Origin of the sequence: Pseudomonas sp. FP2294 (genome assembly GCF_030687625.1) — a bacterium.
Lineage (GTDB): Bacteria > Pseudomonadota > Gammaproteobacteria > Pseudomonadales > Pseudomonadaceae > Aquipseudomonas > Aquipseudomonas shahriarae.
This window is the reverse complement of the sequence record NZ_CP117441.1, coordinates 1,705,031-1,720,397: the sequence shown is the minus strand read 5'-3', so window position 1 is coordinate 1,720,397 and position 15,367 is coordinate 1,705,031. Positions and strand designations below refer to the sequence as shown.

Below are 15,367 nucleotides of genomic sequence, written 5' to 3'. Positions count from 1 at the left end.
AAACGAAAAACCCCGCCGAAGCGGGGTTTTCTTGCAGCGTTGTTAAACCGACAGTTCAACCAACAGCTTGTTCAGTCGGCGCACGTAGGCGGCCGGGTCTTTCAAGCTGTCCCCTGCGGCCAGGGCCGCCTGGTCGAAGAGGATGTGCGACAGGTCGCCAAAGCGCTCTTCACTCTGCTCGCCGTCGAGTTTCTCGATCAGCGGGTGAGCCGGGTTGAATTCGAAGATCGGCTTGGAATCCGGCACCTTCTGCCCGCTGGCTTCAAGGATCTGGCGCATTTGCATGCCCAGGTCCTGCTCGCCAATGGCCAGGATCGCCGGGGAGTCGGTCAGACGGTGGGAAACCCGCACTTCGCTGACAGCATCGCCCAGGGCGGTCTTGATGCGTTCAACCAGGCCTTCTTTGGACTTGGCCACTTCTTCAGCGGCTTTTTTGTCCTCTTCCGAATCCAGGTTACCCAGGTCCAGGTCACCACGGGCCACGTCGACAAAGCTCTTGCCGTCGAAGTCGCTGAGGTAGCTCATCAGCCACTCGTCGATACGGTCGGTGAGCAGCAGCACTTCGATGCCTTTCTTGCGGAAGACTTCCAGGTGCGGGCTGTTCTTGACCTGGGCGTAGGTTTCGCCGGTCAGGTAATAAATCTTGTCCTGACCTTCCTTGGCGCGAGCCAGGTACTCGGCCAGAGACACCACCTGCTCGCCGTCTTCGCCTTGAGTCGAGGCAAAACGCAGCAGGCCGGCGATTTTTTCCTTGTTGGCGAAATCTTCAGCCGGGCCTTCTTTCATGACCTGGCCGAAGTTTTTCCAGAAGCCCTTGTACTGCTCAGGCTCGTTCTTCGCCAGTTTTTCCAGCATGTCGAGTACACGCTTGGTCAGCGCCGACTTCATGGAATCGATGATCGGGTCTTTCTGCAGGATTTCCCGCGACACGTTCAGCGACAGGTCGTTGGAGTCGACCACGCCCTTGATAAAGCGCAGGTACAGCGGCAGGAAGGATTCCGCCTGATCCATCACGAACACGCGCTGCACGTAGAGCTTCAGGCCTTTGGGCGCTTCACGCTGGTACAGGTCGAACGGAGCACGGGCCGGGACGTAGAGCAGCGAGCTGTATTCCAGCTTGCCTTCGACCTTGTTGTGGCTCCAGCTCAGTGGGTTCTCGTAGTCGTGGGCGATGTGCTTGTAGAACTCCTGGTATTCCTCGTCCTTGACCTCGGTACGCGGACGGGTCCACAGGGCGCTGGCGCGGTTGACCACTTCCCATTCCTGGGCTGGAGCCTCCTCGCCTTCGGCCGCCGCTTGTTCTTTCGGCAGTTCGATCGGCAGCGCGATATGGTCGGAGTACTTCTTGATGATATTGCGCAGGCGCCAGCCATCGGCGAATTCGTCTTCACCGGACTTGAGGTGCAGCACGATGCGGGTACCGCGGTCGGCCTTGTCGACGGTGGCGATTTCGAATTCGCCCTCGCCCTTGGAGGCCCAGTGCACGCCTTCGCTGGCGTCGAGGCCGGCGCGGCGGCTGAACACTTCAACTTTGTCGGCGACGATAAAGGCCGAGTAGAAGCCCACGCCGAACTGGCCGATCAGGTGCGAATCTTTCTTCTGGTCGCCCGACAGGTTCTTCATGAAATCGGCGGTGCCGGATTTGGCGATAGTGCCCAAATGGGTAATCGCATCTTCACGGCTCATGCCGATGCCGTTGTCTTCGAGGGTGACGGTCTTGGCGTCCTTGTCGAAGCTCACACGGATTTTCAGTTCCGCGCCACCTTCCAGCAACTCAGGCTTGGACAGGGCTTCGAAACGTAATTTGTCGACAGCGTCAGAGGCGTTCGAGATCAATTCGCGAAGGAAGATTTCCTTGTTGGAATACAGCGAATGGATCATGAGGTGCAGCAGCTGCTTCACCTCGGTCTGGAAGCCCAGGGTTTCCTTTTGAGTTTCCACACTCATGGTCATCAAACTCCAATTGGATGGCAGTGGCCGCACCCGAAAGGGTTAGCGGCGGGTTGTCATCAAAGTTGGGGGCTAAGACCAGGATTTCAAGGGCGGGCCTGCTCCTGAATCTTGAAATGCGCGCGAGCGGTCGCGATAGGTTCGGCCGGGGTGCTTTGCCAGGCAGTGATTGCCACATTGGCCACCCGCCGTCCCTGGCGCCAAACCTGGCAGGTGGCAAAGGTGTCGCGAAACTGCCCGGCCCGCAGGTAATCCAGGGAAAAATCGACGATCTTGGGCAAGCCTTTTTCAACCCCTGGGGTGCCCGTGGCCACCCATAAATGAAAGGCCGCCGACAGCTCCATAAAGCCTGCGATCACACCGCCATGGATGGCCGGCAATATCGGGTTACCAATATTGTCCTTGTTGGCCGGCATGCGAAACAGCAACTCATCCCCCAGGCGCGTGCATTCAACACCGATCAGCCTGGCGTAGGGGATCAGTTCGAGCAGCGCCTTATAGTCGCCCCGGTGATGGGCCTGTTGCATGCGGGTCTTGAATTGATGGGTCATGCCTGTTCTCCCTTGATGCTGCTGCCCAGTCCTTTGGTGCCTTTCAGGCGTTTGCCCATGCGCATGAACGTGCCCACCACATGGGCAATCGGCTGCTGGGGGTCATCCTGATAAGCGAAGCCACGGGTGAAAATCACATCGGTGGTCACCCGATAGCATTGGGCAAAGCCGAACACCGCCTTATGCGGCTCGGCCGGGTGCATGTAATCAATGCGCAAATCCAGGGTCGGGCAGACCTCAAACTCCGGGAGCACACACAGAGTGGCCATGCCACAGGCCGTGTCCATCAGGGAGGTCAGGGCGCCGCCATGGATAATCCCGGTTTGCGGGTCACCTACAATCTGCGCGCTATAGGGCAAGAGCAAAGTCATGCCCTGGGGGCTCGCATCATGTACTTGGATGCCCAGGACCTGACAGTGACGCAGGGCCGAAACAAAACGTGCGGCACGCTCTAAAAGGGGGCTATCGGTCATTGGATAAAGACTCTTATTAGTAGTGATCCGGCGAAACAAATACCCCGGAAGAAAGTTCCTGAGCGAAACAGCCTATATATCTGTGGGATTAAAGGAACTAATGCGTGCACCCCATGCTCGAAAGGCCAGTAGATATCTTCAATAAGGAGAAACACCCCATGCGCAAGACTTTCGCTGTTTCCTTGATGTTGGCTGCCGCCCTTGGCCTCGCTGCCTGCGATAAAAAATCCGAGGACAAAGCTCAGGATGCCAACCAGCATGCTGAACAAGCTCAAGAAAAAATGAGCGAAGCTCAGGATAAAGTGAACGACGCTGCAAAAGAAAACGCCGAAGCCGCCAAAGCCCAAGCTGAATCTGACGCCGCCGCCGCTAAAGAAGCTGCTCCAGCTACACCTGCAACCGGTTCCTGATACCGCGGTTTAAATACCACGTTGCAAAAGAAAGCCCGCTTAATAGCGGGCTTTACTTTGTGCGGAGCTTTTATCAAATCAGCAAAGTGCGAAATGTCGGACTAAGCATCAACAACAGTGAACACAGTAACCCCACCACCCACACCAGGCTGCGCTGCCATGCCAAGTCGGCCCAGTAGCACGCAAGATAGACTACCCGCGCAATCACAAAGATGATCGCCAGCCAATCAATCAGGTAGCCCTGGGTCTGAGTGGTATGGGCCATCAATACACCCACTGCAAACAAGATAAACGCTTCAAAACTGTTTTGATGAGCGGCCACTGCCCGTGCGCCGAAGCCGGTCAATTGCGCTTGCTGGCTGCGGGGAAGGTGGTTGTCATACCCGCCCTGCTCTTTCATGGCCTTGCCCACGGGCATGCGCGCCACAAAAATCAGCAGTGCACTGATAAATACACACCAGAACGGAATACTCACGATGTTGCCTCCTTGGTCGCTTCAGGCATCGGTGCCTCTGTAGGGGTATAGACCATGACCTCCAGAACGTCGGAATGAAATTCCCGGCGATACAACACCAGCACCACCCCGCTGCTCATCAGCATGAACAGCCAGGGGCTGACAAACCAGGCAAGCATGGTCATGCCGAAGTAATAGGAACGCAGGCCGAAGTTGAACTGGTTGGCGGCCATCGAAATCACCCGCGCAGCCCGTGAGGCAAACGCCTTGCGCTCCTGCTCGGAGACGTGGCGTTCACCGACCATCGGCGCCGAGCCAATCAGGATCGCCGCGAAGTTGTACTGGCGCATGCACCAACTAAAAGTAAAGAACGCATAGACAAACACCAGGGCCAGGCACAGCAGCTTGATCTCCGACATACCCTGGGACGCCTGCTGCACCATGGGAATGTCCGCCAGCAGCGAGACCGCGCGCTCCGAAGCCCCCAGCACGGTAAGGATACCGGCGAGGATGATCAGGGTGCTGGAGGCGAAAAACGAGGCGTTGCGTTCCAGGTTGCCAATCACGCTGGCATCGGCGATGCGGTTGTCGCGCAGGAGCATGCGGCGCATCCAGTCTTCGCGATACAGGTGCAGCACACTGGCCAGGCAGGCCGTGTCCCGGGCTTTCCAGCTGGCGTAGCGGGTGTAGCCGCCCCAGCAGATGACGAACCACAGTGCAGCAAGCAAGTGAATCAGGTTGGCTTCGACAAATGACATGCGGGTCCTCTAAACAATAGGGCTGGCTAACTCGGTCAGTATGGGAGCAAGCCAGCCCCCACACTGACCGTGCTCCTGATCTGGAAAATTCATCACCCTTTCGACGTTAGCCCACAAAAAAAGACACTGCCCACCGCCCATAAAAAATGCCCCGGATCGTTTGATACGGGGCATTTCGATGTCAGCGTGTGACGAGCGCTTTAGGCGATGGCTTCGCTGCGCTTGCCGAGCATACGGTCAACCCCGAATGCAGCCACCAGGGTAATCACACAAGGCACCAGCCAGGCCAGGCCTTGCTCGCTCAATGGCAGGTTAGCCATTTGCGCAGGCATCCAACCCGCCAGCCCCGCCCCCTTAAGGGCGTCGATGGTGCCAAAGATAAACGACACCAACATCACCGGACCCAGGATGCGGCCATGCTCATGCCAGAAGTCTTTGCAGAAGCTCAGCGCCACCAGCACGATGCACGGCGGGTAGATGGCGGTCAGTACCGGGATCGAGAACGCGATCAGCTTGGTCAGGCCCAGGTTAGACACCAGCAGCGAAAACGCAGCAAGGATCACCACCAGAGTCTTGTAGGACAGTGGCAATACCCGGCTGAAGTACTCGGCGCAGGCACAGGTCAGGCCCACGGCGGTGACCAGGCACGCCAGGGAGATCAGTACCGCGAGGAAACCGCTGCCCAGGGAGCCAAAGGTGTGTTGAACATAGGCGTGCAACACGGCTGCGCCGTTGGCTGCACCGGCGGCCACTTCGTGGCTGCCCGAACCGAGGCGGAACAGGCTGATGTACACCAGCGCCAGGCCCAGGCCGGCAATCAGCCCGGCAATGATCGCGTAGCGGGTGATCAACTGCGGCGACTCGACACCACGGGAGCGGATAGCGTTGACGATCACGATGCCAAACACCAGCGCGCCCAGGGTATCCATGGTCAGGTAACCATTGATAAAGCCCTGGGAGAACGGTGCGGCGACGTACTCAGGCGTAGCAACGCCGATATCACCCGCAGGCAGAGCAAAGGCCGCGATACCCAGGACCGCCAGCGCAATGATTTTCAGCGGCGCGAGAAAACGGCCGACGGTATCCAACAGGCGCCCTGGGTACAGGGAGATGAAGAACACCAGCAGGAAGTACACCGAGCTGTAGAGGAACAGTGCCAGCGGGCTTTCGCCGGTCAATGGCGCCAGGCCGACTTCAAACGACACCGTCGCGGTACGCGGGGTGGCGAACAATGGCCCGACTGCCAGGTAGCACGCGGCAGCCAGGATGCCACCGGCGACCTTGCCGATAGGGCTGCTCAACGCGTCCATGCCACCGCCGACCTTGGCCAGGGCGATGACCGTAACCACCGGCAAACCGACTGCGGTGATCAGGAAACCCAGCGCCGCCATCCAGACATGCGGCCCGGACTGCAAACCAACGATAGGCGGGAAGATGATGTTGCCGGCGCCCACGAACAGGGCAAAAGTCATAAAGCCCAACGCCAGGATATCCTGGCCTTTCAACACTTTCATTTGAGGAAATACCACACTACTGAATCGGAATTTAGAGGGGGATTCCCTATGGATGAGGGAAATACTGCCGGCCCTTATGGGGACCGACCGGTCTAGCACGCGGCTTCCTTTTGGGATGCAGGCGCATAAAGAGGCGGCAAGAGTACCGAATTTGTCTGACAAACGCACTGTTGCGGGGCGAGCTGTCCGATAAGCGACACTTTGATGTCGCGTTTTCATACTTAATTTGGCAATGCTGTCCACTGTGGGAGCTGGCTTGCCTGCGATGCAAGCGGCGCGGTGATACAGGCAAGCCAAGGTGATGCAATCGCAGGCACGCCAGCTCCCACAGTGGATGGCAGAATGCACAAAGGCCACCCGAAGGTGGCCTTTGTGTGGTGAAGCGTCAGTTAAGCGCGAGGCTTACTTGATCGCCCAGCCAGTCAGCTCGGACAAAGCCTTGCCGATGTCTGCCAGCGAACGCACGGTTTTCACGCCTGCGTCTTCCAGGGCAGCAAACTTCTCGTCTGCAGTACCCTTGCCGCCAGAGATGATTGCGCCAGCATGGCCCATGCGCTTGCCCGCAGGGGCAGTCACACCAGCGATGTAGGAAACAACTGGCTTGGTCACGTGTGCCTTGATGTAGGCAGCCGCTTCTTCTTCAGCCGAACCGCCGATCTCACCGATCATCACGATCGCTTCGGTCTTCGGGTCTTCCTGGAACAGTTTCAGGATGTCGATGAAGTTCGAGCCTGGGATCGGGTCACCGCCGATGCCGACGCAAGTCGACTGACCGAAACCGGCGTCAGTGGTCTGCTTCACAGCTTCGTAGGTCAGGGTGCCGGAACGGGAAACGATACCGACTTTGCCTGGCAAGTGAATGTGACCTGGCATGATGCCGATCTTGCATTCGCCTGGAGTGATCACGCCTGGGCAGTTAGGGCCGATCAGGGTAACACCCAGCTCGTCGCACTTAACTTTAGCGTCCAGCATGTCCAGGGTAGGAATGCCTTCGGTGATGCAAACGATCAGCTTGATGCCGCCGAATGCCGCTTCCAGGATGGAGTCTTTGCAGAAAGGAGCTGGAACGTAGATCACGCTGGCGGTGGCGCCAGTTTGAGCTACAGCTTCTTTCACGGTGTTGAACACTGGCAGGCCCAGGTGCTCGGTGCCGCCTTTGCCCGGAGTTACGCCACCAACCATCTTGGTGCCGTATTCGAGGGCTTGCTGGGTGTGGAAGCTACCTTGCGAACCGGTAATACCCTGGCAGATAACTTTGGTGTCTTTATTGATCAGGACGCTCATTATTTGCCCTCCGCAGCTTTGACAACTTGTTGAGCAGCGTCGGTCAGGCTGGTTGCAGCGATGATGTTCAAACCGCTTTCTGCCAGTACTTTAGCGCCCAGTTCAGCGTTGTTACCTTCAAGGCGTACAACAACCGGGATTTTCACGCCGACTTCTTTCACTGCACCGATGATGCCTTCGGCAATCATGTCGCAACGAACGATGCCGCCGAAGATGTTGACCAGTACTGCAGCGACGTTGGAGTCGGACAGGATGATCTTGAATGCTTCGGTAACGCGTTCTTTGGTAGCACCGCCGCCTACGTCGAGGAAGTTGGCTGGTTTGCCGCCATGCAGGTTGACGATGTCCATGGTACCCATGGCCAGGCCAGCACCGTTGACCATGCAACCGATGTTACCTTCCAGGGCTACGTAGTTCAGTTCGAACTTGGCAGCGTGCGCTTCGCGCGGATCGTCTTGCGACGGATCGTGGAAAGTCTTCAGCTTAGGCTGACGGTACATGGCGTTGGCGTCGATGTTGATCTTGGCGTCGAGGCAATGCAGATCGCCGTCAGCCTTGATCACCAGCGGGTTCACTTCCAGCAGGGCCAGATCGTGATCCTGGAACAGTTTGGCCAGACCTACGAAGATCTTGGCGAACTGGGCAACTTGCTTGCCTTCCAGACCCAGCTGGAAAGCCAGCTCGCGACCCTGGAATGGCTGAGCGCCAACCAGTGGATCGATAGTGGCTTTCAGAATTTTTTCTGGGGTTTCGTGAGCGATCTTCTCAATGTCCACGCCACCTTCGGTGGAGGCCATGAACACGATGCGACGGCTCGAACGGTCAACGACAGCGCCCAGGTACAGCTCTTTAGCGATATCAGTGCACGATTCAACCAGGATCTTGGTGACTGGCTGGCCATTGGCGTCAGTCTGGTAAGTCACCAGACGCTTGCCCAGCCACTGCTGTGCGAAGGCCTTGGCGTCTTCTTTGCTGCGAACCAGCTTAACGCCGCCCGCTTTACCGCGACCACCAGCGTGGACCTGGGCTTTGACAACCCATTCAGTACCGCCGATTTTGTCGCAAGCTTCTGCTGCTGCTTCCGGGGTGTCTACTGCGTAGCCCTTGGAAACTGGCAGGCCGTACTCAGCGAACAGCTGCTTACCCTGATACTCGTGAAGATTCATGCTTTTTACCGTCTTCGTTAGGTACTGCGCATTCGGCGCTGCGCTCATTATGAGTGCCGCGCCACCTGTGACTGCTGCTTGCCCAGCTCCACCGCCCTAAGGCCGGCAAAGCTGCGCAAGACTGCGTCCAGCGGATATTCCGCGGTGAGTCTTGCGCGCAAGGCTCACGACGGGCAACCGCCGTGGTTTCTTATTATCTCGCTTAGCGCTTCTTCTTGTTGGCAATGTGGATGGCATGGCCATTCACTGCCAACGCGGCTTCGTGCAGCGCTTCAGACAGGGTCGGATGGGAGAAAACCATCATGCCGATGTCTTCGGCGCTGGTGCCGAATTCCATACCGATAGCGCCCTGCTGAACCAGCTCTGCTGCGCCTGGGCCAATCACGTGGACACCCAGTACGCGGTCAGTCTTGGCATCAGCGATGACTTTGACAAAGCCGCCAGTGTCGTTCGCTGCCATGGCACGGCCAGAAGCGGCAAACGGGAAGGTGCCGACGTTAACTTCAACGCCTTCAGCTTTCAACTGCTGTTCGTTCTTACCAACCCATGCAATTTCCGGGTGGGTGTAGATGACCGAAGGGATCAGGTCGTAGTTCATCTGGGTCTTGTGACCCTTGATGCGCTCAACCACCATGATGCCTTCTTCAGAAGCCTTGTGCGCGAGCATCATGCCGCGAACCACGTCGCCGATGGCGTAGACGCCAGGTACGGTGGTAGCGCAGTGATCGTCAACATGGACAAAGCCACGCTCGTCGATGGTCACGCCGCTGTCAGCTGCCAGCAGATCAGTGGTCACTGGACGGCGACCAACGGCAACGATCAGCTTGTCGAAAGTGATGGTCTGTTCGCCATCCTTGTCGGTGTAGGTCACGACAACTTCTTCGCCGTTGACTTTCGAACCGGTCACGCGAGCGCCCAGCTTGATGTCCAGACCTTGTTTGGTCAGGGTTTTCAGCGCTTCTTTGGACACTGCGGTGTCGGCAGCCAGCAGGAACGTGTCCAGGGCTTCCAGCACGGTCACTTGCGAACCCAGACGGGACCACACCGAACCCAGTTCCAGGCCGATCACGCCAGCGCCGATCACACCCAGGCGTTTTGGTACTGCTTGGAATTCCAGGGCGCCGGTCGAATCGACGATCACGTTCTGATCAACAGGAGCAGGCGGAATGTCGATTGGACGCGAACCTGGAGCCAGGATCACGTTTTCGGCTTCGATGATTTCAGTCGAACCGTCTGGCTTGGTGATTTCAACTTTCTTGCCGGCCAGCAGTTTGCCGTGACCTTGCAGGGAAGTGACGCCATTGGCCTTGAACAGGGTAGCAACGCCAGAGGTCAGGCCTTTGACGATGTTGGCCTTGCGGCCGACCATTGCTGGCACGTCCATGGTCACGCCAGCGTGGTTGATGCCGTGGATGGCAAAACCGTCCTGGGCTTCGTGGAATTTCCAGGAGCTGTCCAGCAGCGCCTTGGAAGGAATGCAACCGACGTTCAGGCAGGTACCGCCCAGGGCCAGTTTGCCTTCCTTGTCGGTGTATTTTTCGATGCAAGCAGTCGAGAGGCCCAGTTGAGCGGCCTTGATGGCGGCCACGTAGCCGCCAGGGCCCGCACCAATCACTACAACGTCAAATTTCTGAGACATGAAAATAGATCCTCTATTTTAGCGACAAGCTTCAAGCCTCAAGTTGCGAGCCAAGCTGCTCATTCCGGCAGCTTGCAGCTCGCAACCCGAAGCTGCTTCTATCAGATATCCAGGAGCAAGCGAGCCGGGTCTTCCAGCAGATTCTTGATGGTCACCAGGAACGTCACGGCTTCTTTACCGTCGATCAGGCGGTGATCGTAGGACAGTGCCAGGTACATCATCGGACGGATCACGACCTGGCCGTTGATGGCCATCGGACGCTGGATGATGTTGTGCATGCCCAGGATCGCAGCTTGTGGCGGGTTGACGATCGGGGTCGACATCATCGAACCGAAGGTACCACCGTTGGTGATGGTGAAGGTACCGCCGGTCATCTCGTCGATGGTCAGCTTGCCGTCACGGGCTTTCTTGCCGAAGCCGGCGATGCCGCCTTCGATTTCAGCCAGGCTCATCAGCTCGGCGTTACGCAGGACCGGTACCACCAGGCCACGGTCGCTGGACACGGCAACGCCGATGTCAGCATAGCCGTGGTAGACGATGTCGCCGCCGTCGATGGAAGCGTTGACTGCCGGGAAGCGTTTCAGGGCTTCGGTGGCCGCTTTCACGAAGAACGACATGAAGCCCAGGCGCACGCCATTGTGGGACTTCTCGAACAGGTCCTTGTACTTCGAACGCAGGGCCATGACTTCAGTCATGTCGACTTCGTTGAACGTGGTCAGCATGGCCATGTTCGACTGTGCTTCAACCAGGCGCTTGGCCACGGTGGCACGTACGCGAGTCATCGGTACGCGCTTCTCGGTGCGGTCGCCAGCAGCGAATACAGGCGCAGCGGCAGCTGGAGCAGCAGCCTTGGCAGGTGCGGCAGCCGGAGCGTTTTTCTTGGCTTCGACAGCAGCAACCACATCTTCCTTGGTCACACGGCCGTCTTTGCCGGTGCCTTTGATGGAAGCCAGGTTGATGCCGTTTTCTTCAGCCAGCTGACGCGCAGCCGGTGCAGCGATTGGATCTTCACTACCCGCAGCCGGAGCGGCAGCAGCAGGTGCGGCAGCCGGAGCAGCAGCGGCGGCTGGAGCAGCGGCAGCAGCACTGCCCTCTTCGATCGAACCCAGTACCTGGTTGGACAGGACGGTAGCGCCTTCTTCGGCAACGATGGCGCCCAGGACGCCGTCGGCTTCGGCCAACACTTCCAGAACAACCTTGTCGGTCTCGATGTCGACGATCAGGTCGTCACGCTTGACGGCTTCGCCTGGTTTCTTGTGCCAGGTGGCAACGGTGCCATCGGCAACCGATTCCGGGAATGACGGGGCTTTGATTTCGATAGCCATTATCTGTGGGTCCTTAAAATTCGGTTTCAGTCAGCGCGAAGGCGTTAAACAGTGAAAGCATCTTGCAGCAGTTTTTCCTGCTGCTCGGCGTGCATCGACGCATAACCACACGCAGGTGCAGCAGAAGCATCACGGCCGGCATACTCCAGGCTCAGGGCCTTGTTGTGGTTACCGATGCTGCGACGCAGATGATGCTGGCTGCTGTACCACGCGCCCTGGTTCATCGGTTCTTCCTGACACCACACCACGTGGGTGAGGTTGGTGTAAGGCGCGATGGCCTCCATCAGGTCGTCTTCCGGGAACGGGTAAAGCTGCTCGATACGCACGATGGCGATGTCTTCGCGGCCTTCGGCACGACGTTTTTCCAGCAAGTCGTAGTAAACCTTGCCGCTGCACAGGATCAGGCGAGTGACCTTGGCTGCGTCCAGGGTGTCGATTTCCGAAATAACGGTCTGGAACGAACCGTCGGCGAGATCTTCCAGGGTCGAGATGGCCAATTTGTGACGCAACAGCGATTTCGGAGTCAGCACGACCAACGGCTTACGCAGCGGGCGGATCACCTGGCGACGCAGCAAGTGGTAGATCTGGGCCGGGGTAGTCGGCACGCACACCTGGATGTTGTGCTCAGCGCACAATTGCAGGTAACGCTCCAGACGGGCCGAGGAGTGCTCCGGACCCTGACCTTCATAACCGTGTGGCAGCAACATGGTCAGACCGCACAGACGGCCCCACTTGTGCTCGCCGCTGGTGATGAACTGGTCGATCACCACCTGGGCACCGTTGGCGAAGTCGCCGAACTGGGCTTCCCAGATCACCAGCGCGTTTGGCATGGTGGTCGAGTAACCGTATTCGAACGCCAGAACCGCTTCCTCGGACAGGAACGAATCGTACAGATCGAAACGTGGCTGGCCTTCATACAGGTTCCGCAACGGGATGTAGGTGCCCGCGTCTTTCTGGTTGTGCAATACCGCGTGACGGTGCGAGAACGTACCGCGGCCGATGTCCTGGCCAGTCATGCGGATCGGGTGACCTTCGAACGCCAGGGTCGCGTACGCCATGGTTTCAGCGTAACCCCAGTTGATCGGCAGGCCGCCGGCTTGCATCTTCTGACGGTCTTCGTAGATCTTCGCAACCTGGCGCTGTACGACGAAGCCTTCTGGAATTTCCAGCAGCTTGGCGGACAGTTCCTGCAGGGTTTTCAGATCGAACGAGGTGTCATGACGTGCAGTCCAGGCGTGGCCCAGATACGGACGCCAGTCAACGAACAGCTCTTTGTTCGGCTCTTTGACCAGGCTTTTTACTACATGCAGACCATTGTCCAGGGCGTTGCGGTATTCATCGATCTTCGCCTGAACACGCGCGTCATCCAATACACCGGCCTTGGTCAGGCTTTCGGCGTACAGCTCACGGGTGGTGCGCTGCTTGGTGATCTGCTGGTACATCAACGGTTGGGTGCCGCTAGGCTCATCCGCTTCGTTGTGACCGCGACGGCGGTAGCAAACCAGGTCGATGACCACGTCACGCTTGAACTGCATGCGGTAGTCAATGGCCAGTTGGGTCACGAACAATACGGCTTCCGGATCATCCCCATTCACATGGAGGATCGGCGCCTGGATCATCTTGGCAACGTCGGTCGCGTACTCGGTAGAGCGTGCGTCCAGCGGATTGCTGATGGTGAAACCAACCTGGTTGTTGATAACGATGTGAACCGTGCCGCCGGTCTTGAAGCCGCGAGTCTGCGACATCTGGAACGTTTCCAGGACCACGCCTTGACCGGCGAAAGCCGCGTCACCGTGGATGGAAATCGGCAGAACCTTCTCACCGGTGGAGTCGTTGCGACGATCCTGACGAGCACGCACCGAACCCTCGACCACTGGAGAAACGATTTCCAGGTGGGACGGGTTGAACGCCATGGCCAGGTGAACTTCACCGCCGGTGGTCATCACGTTGGACGAGAAGCCCTGGTGGTATTTAACGTCACCAGAACCCAGCTCGACCTTCTTCTTGCCTTCGAACTCGTCGAACAGCTCGCGCGGGTTCTTGCCGAAGGTGTTGACCAACACGTTCAGGCGACCACGGTGAGCCATGCCGATCACGATTTCCTTGGTGCCGTAGGAACCGGAACGCTGGATCATCTCGTCAAGCATCGGAATCAGGCTCTCGCCGCCTTCCAGGCCGAAACGCTTGGTGCCTGGGTATTTGGTGCCCAGGTACTTTTCAAGGCCTTCGGCAGCGGTGACGCGCTCAAGCAGGTGGCTGCGCACATCGGCGGACAGCACCGGACGGCCACGCACGCCTTCCAGGCGATGCTGGAACCAGTGGCGCTGCTCGGAATCGGTGATGTGCGTAAATTCAGCGCCGATGGTGCGGCAATATGTCTGCTGCAACGCTTCGTGAATTTCGCGTAGGCTCGCTTCCTCTTTGCCGATGAACAGGTCGCCGGCACGGAAGGTCGTATCAAGATCGGCATTGGTCAAGCCGTAGTGATTGATCGACAGGTCCGCAGGTGCAGGACGCTGCCACAGCCCCAGCGGATCAAGCTGGGCTGCCTGGTGGCCACGCATACGGTAGGCCTGGATCAGTCGCAGTACTTCAACTTGCTTCTTCTCGTGCTCACTGCTCACGCTTCCGGCGGAAACCGGCTGGGCGCGGCGCTGGTTCTTTGCCAGCAGCACAAATTGATCGCGAATTGTTGCATGCGATACATCGGTGGCAGCGTTGCCGTCTGAAGACAACGTCTGAAATTTGGTGCGCCATTCTTCTGGCACAGCGTTAGGGTCGTGCAGGTAGAGCTCATAAAGCTCTTCCACATAGGCAGCGTTACCACCTGAAAGATAGCCGCTGTTCCACATGCGCTGCATCACGCTTTCTTGCATGCTTGGTCACCCTCGATTTGGGGACACCACCGGCGAAAACACCGAGTTTGCTTGCAAAAGGCCAAGTGCAGCGACCAAAACAAGCCACTTAGGATCACGCTGATAGTTCGGGTACCAACCCGAATGCCCCTGCTTGTCTCATTTCTTCAAAATAAGAGCCGCGGCTTTGTAAGTCGCTGCTCAAGTTAAAACTACGGCGCCGGTTGAAGCCTGCGCCGTAGCATTTACGGGCACAACGGTCCTGCTTTTACTACAACGTCTTACACGCCGCTTTGCAGCAGCATGTTACGGATGTGACCAATGGCCTTAGTCGGGTTCAGGCCTTTGGGACATACGTTGACGCAGTTCATGATCCCGCGGCAGCGGAATACGCTGAACGGGTCATCCAGTGAAGCCAGACGCTCGGCCGTCTTGGTGTCACGGCTGTCTGCCAGGAAGCGATAGGCTTGCAGCAGTGCAGCTGGACCCAGGAACTTGTCCGGGTTCCACCAGAAGGACGGGCAAGAGGTCGAGCAGCAAGCGCACAGGATGCACTCGTACAGACCGTCGAGCTTTTCGCGCTCTTCCGGGGACTGCAGACGCTCGATGGCCGGAGCCGGCGTGTCGTTCTGCAGGAATGGCTTAACCTTTTCGTATTGCTTGTAGAAGATGCTCATATCGACGACCAGGTCACGGATAACCGGCAAACCTGGCAGTGGACGTACAACAAGCTTGTTCTTCTTGACCACGGCCGACAGCGGCGTGACGCAAGCCAGGCCGTTTTTGCCGTTGATGTTCATGCCGTCGGAGCCGCAGACACCTTCACGGCAAGAGCGACGATAGGAGAAACCCTCGTCCTGCTCTTTGATCAGGGCCAGCACATCCAGCACCATCAGGTCTTTACCACCGGTATCGACCTCAAATTCCTGCATGAACGGCGCAGCGTCCTGATCAGGGTTGTAGCGATAAACACTGACTTTCAACATGG

13 protein-coding genes are annotated in these 15,367 nt (G+C 58.0%); 1 reads left to right on the top strand and 12 read right to left on the bottom strand.

Going from position 1 to position 15,367, the window contains the following annotated elements:
- Nucleotides 1-42: 42 nt before the first annotated feature.
- The 3 genes from htpG to PSH73_RS07710 form a co-directional block, all read right to left on the bottom strand.
- Nucleotides 43-1,947, bottom strand: a complete 1,905-nt coding sequence (gene htpG / locus PSH73_RS07720) for a molecular chaperone HtpG (RefSeq protein WP_057438909.1) — start codon at nt 1,945-1,947, stop codon at nt 43-45.
- Between the two features lie 89 nt (nt 1,948-2,036).
- Nucleotides 2,037-2,501, bottom strand: coding sequence for a PaaI family thioesterase (locus tag PSH73_RS07715; RefSeq protein WP_057958987.1), 465 nt, complete (start codon nt 2,499-2,501; stop codon nt 2,037-2,039).
- Nucleotides 2,498-2,974, bottom strand: coding sequence for a PaaI family thioesterase (locus PSH73_RS07710; protein ID WP_057438867.1), 477 nt, complete (start codon nt 2,972-2,974; stop codon nt 2,498-2,500). Before PSH73_RS07710 ends, PSH73_RS07715 begins: the two co-directional genes overlap by 4 nt.
- 158 nt (nt 2,975-3,132) lie before the next feature.
- On the opposite strand from PSH73_RS07710, the gene PSH73_RS07705 reads away from it, so the two are divergent.
- A complete protein-coding gene (locus PSH73_RS07705) occupies nt 3,133-3,384 on the top strand; it encodes a hypothetical protein (protein ID WP_029292691.1) in 252 nt (83 codons plus the stop codon).
- A 73-nt stretch (nt 3,385-3,457) separates the two neighbouring features.
- Here PSH73_RS07705 and PSH73_RS07700 read toward each other — a convergent pair whose 3' ends face one another.
- The 9 genes from PSH73_RS07700 to PSH73_RS07660 all read right to left on the bottom strand — a co-directional run bounded on the left by PSH73_RS07700 (nt 3,458) and on the right by PSH73_RS07660 (nt 15,365).
- Complete coding sequence (locus tag PSH73_RS07700) at nt 3,458-3,859, bottom strand: MAPEG family protein (RefSeq protein ID WP_057438866.1); 402 nt, start codon at nt 3,857-3,859, stop codon at nt 3,458-3,460.
- Nucleotides 3,856-4,596 (bottom strand): DUF599 domain-containing protein, encoded by a 741-nt coding sequence (locus tag PSH73_RS07695; RefSeq protein ID WP_057958986.1) that lies wholly within the window; start codon nt 4,594-4,596, stop codon nt 3,856-3,858. Before PSH73_RS07695 ends, PSH73_RS07700 begins: the two co-directional genes overlap by 4 nt.
- 200 nt (nt 4,597-4,796) lie before the next feature.
- Nucleotides 4,797-6,110 carry a branched-chain amino acid transport system II carrier protein gene (gene brnQ, locus PSH73_RS07690; RefSeq protein WP_057444573.1) on the bottom strand — a complete coding sequence of 438 codons (1,314 nt, stop codon included), beginning with the start codon at nt 6,108-6,110 and terminating at the stop codon, nt 4,797-4,799.
- Between the two features lie 402 nt (nt 6,111-6,512).
- The gene (gene sucD, locus PSH73_RS07685; RefSeq protein WP_057438865.1) at nt 6,513-7,394 is read right to left on the bottom strand and encodes a succinate--CoA ligase subunit alpha; all 882 of its coding nucleotides are present in this window, start codon (nt 7,392-7,394) and stop codon (nt 6,513-6,515) included.
- The gene (gene sucC / locus PSH73_RS07680; protein ID WP_003233235.1) at nt 7,394-8,560 is read right to left on the bottom strand and encodes an ADP-forming succinate--CoA ligase subunit beta; all 1,167 of its coding nucleotides are present in this window, start codon (nt 8,558-8,560) and stop codon (nt 7,394-7,396) included. The genes sucD and sucC overlap by 1 nt, the downstream gene beginning before the upstream one ends.
- A gap of 202 nt (nt 8,561-8,762) precedes the next feature.
- Nucleotides 8,763-10,199 carry a dihydrolipoyl dehydrogenase gene (lpdA, locus tag PSH73_RS07675; RefSeq protein WP_057958985.1) on the bottom strand — a complete coding sequence of 479 codons (1,437 nt, stop codon included), beginning with the start codon at nt 10,197-10,199 and terminating at the stop codon, nt 8,763-8,765.
- A 101-nt stretch (nt 10,200-10,300) separates the two neighbouring features.
- Nucleotides 10,301-11,524 carry a 2-oxoglutarate dehydrogenase complex dihydrolipoyllysine-residue succinyltransferase gene (gene odhB / locus PSH73_RS07670; protein ID WP_057958984.1) on the bottom strand — a complete coding sequence of 408 codons (1,224 nt, stop codon included), beginning with the start codon at nt 11,522-11,524 and terminating at the stop codon, nt 10,301-10,303.
- 44 nt (nt 11,525-11,568) lie between these two features.
- A complete protein-coding gene (locus PSH73_RS07665) occupies nt 11,569-14,400 on the bottom strand; it encodes a 2-oxoglutarate dehydrogenase E1 component (protein WP_057958983.1) in 2,832 nt (943 codons plus the stop codon).
- 260 nt (nt 14,401-14,660) lie between these two features.
- Nucleotides 14,661-15,365 (bottom strand): succinate dehydrogenase iron-sulfur subunit, encoded by a 705-nt coding sequence (locus tag PSH73_RS07660; RefSeq protein WP_057438860.1) that lies wholly within the window; start codon nt 15,363-15,365, stop codon nt 14,661-14,663.
- Nucleotides 15,366-15,367: the final 2 nt, after the last annotated feature.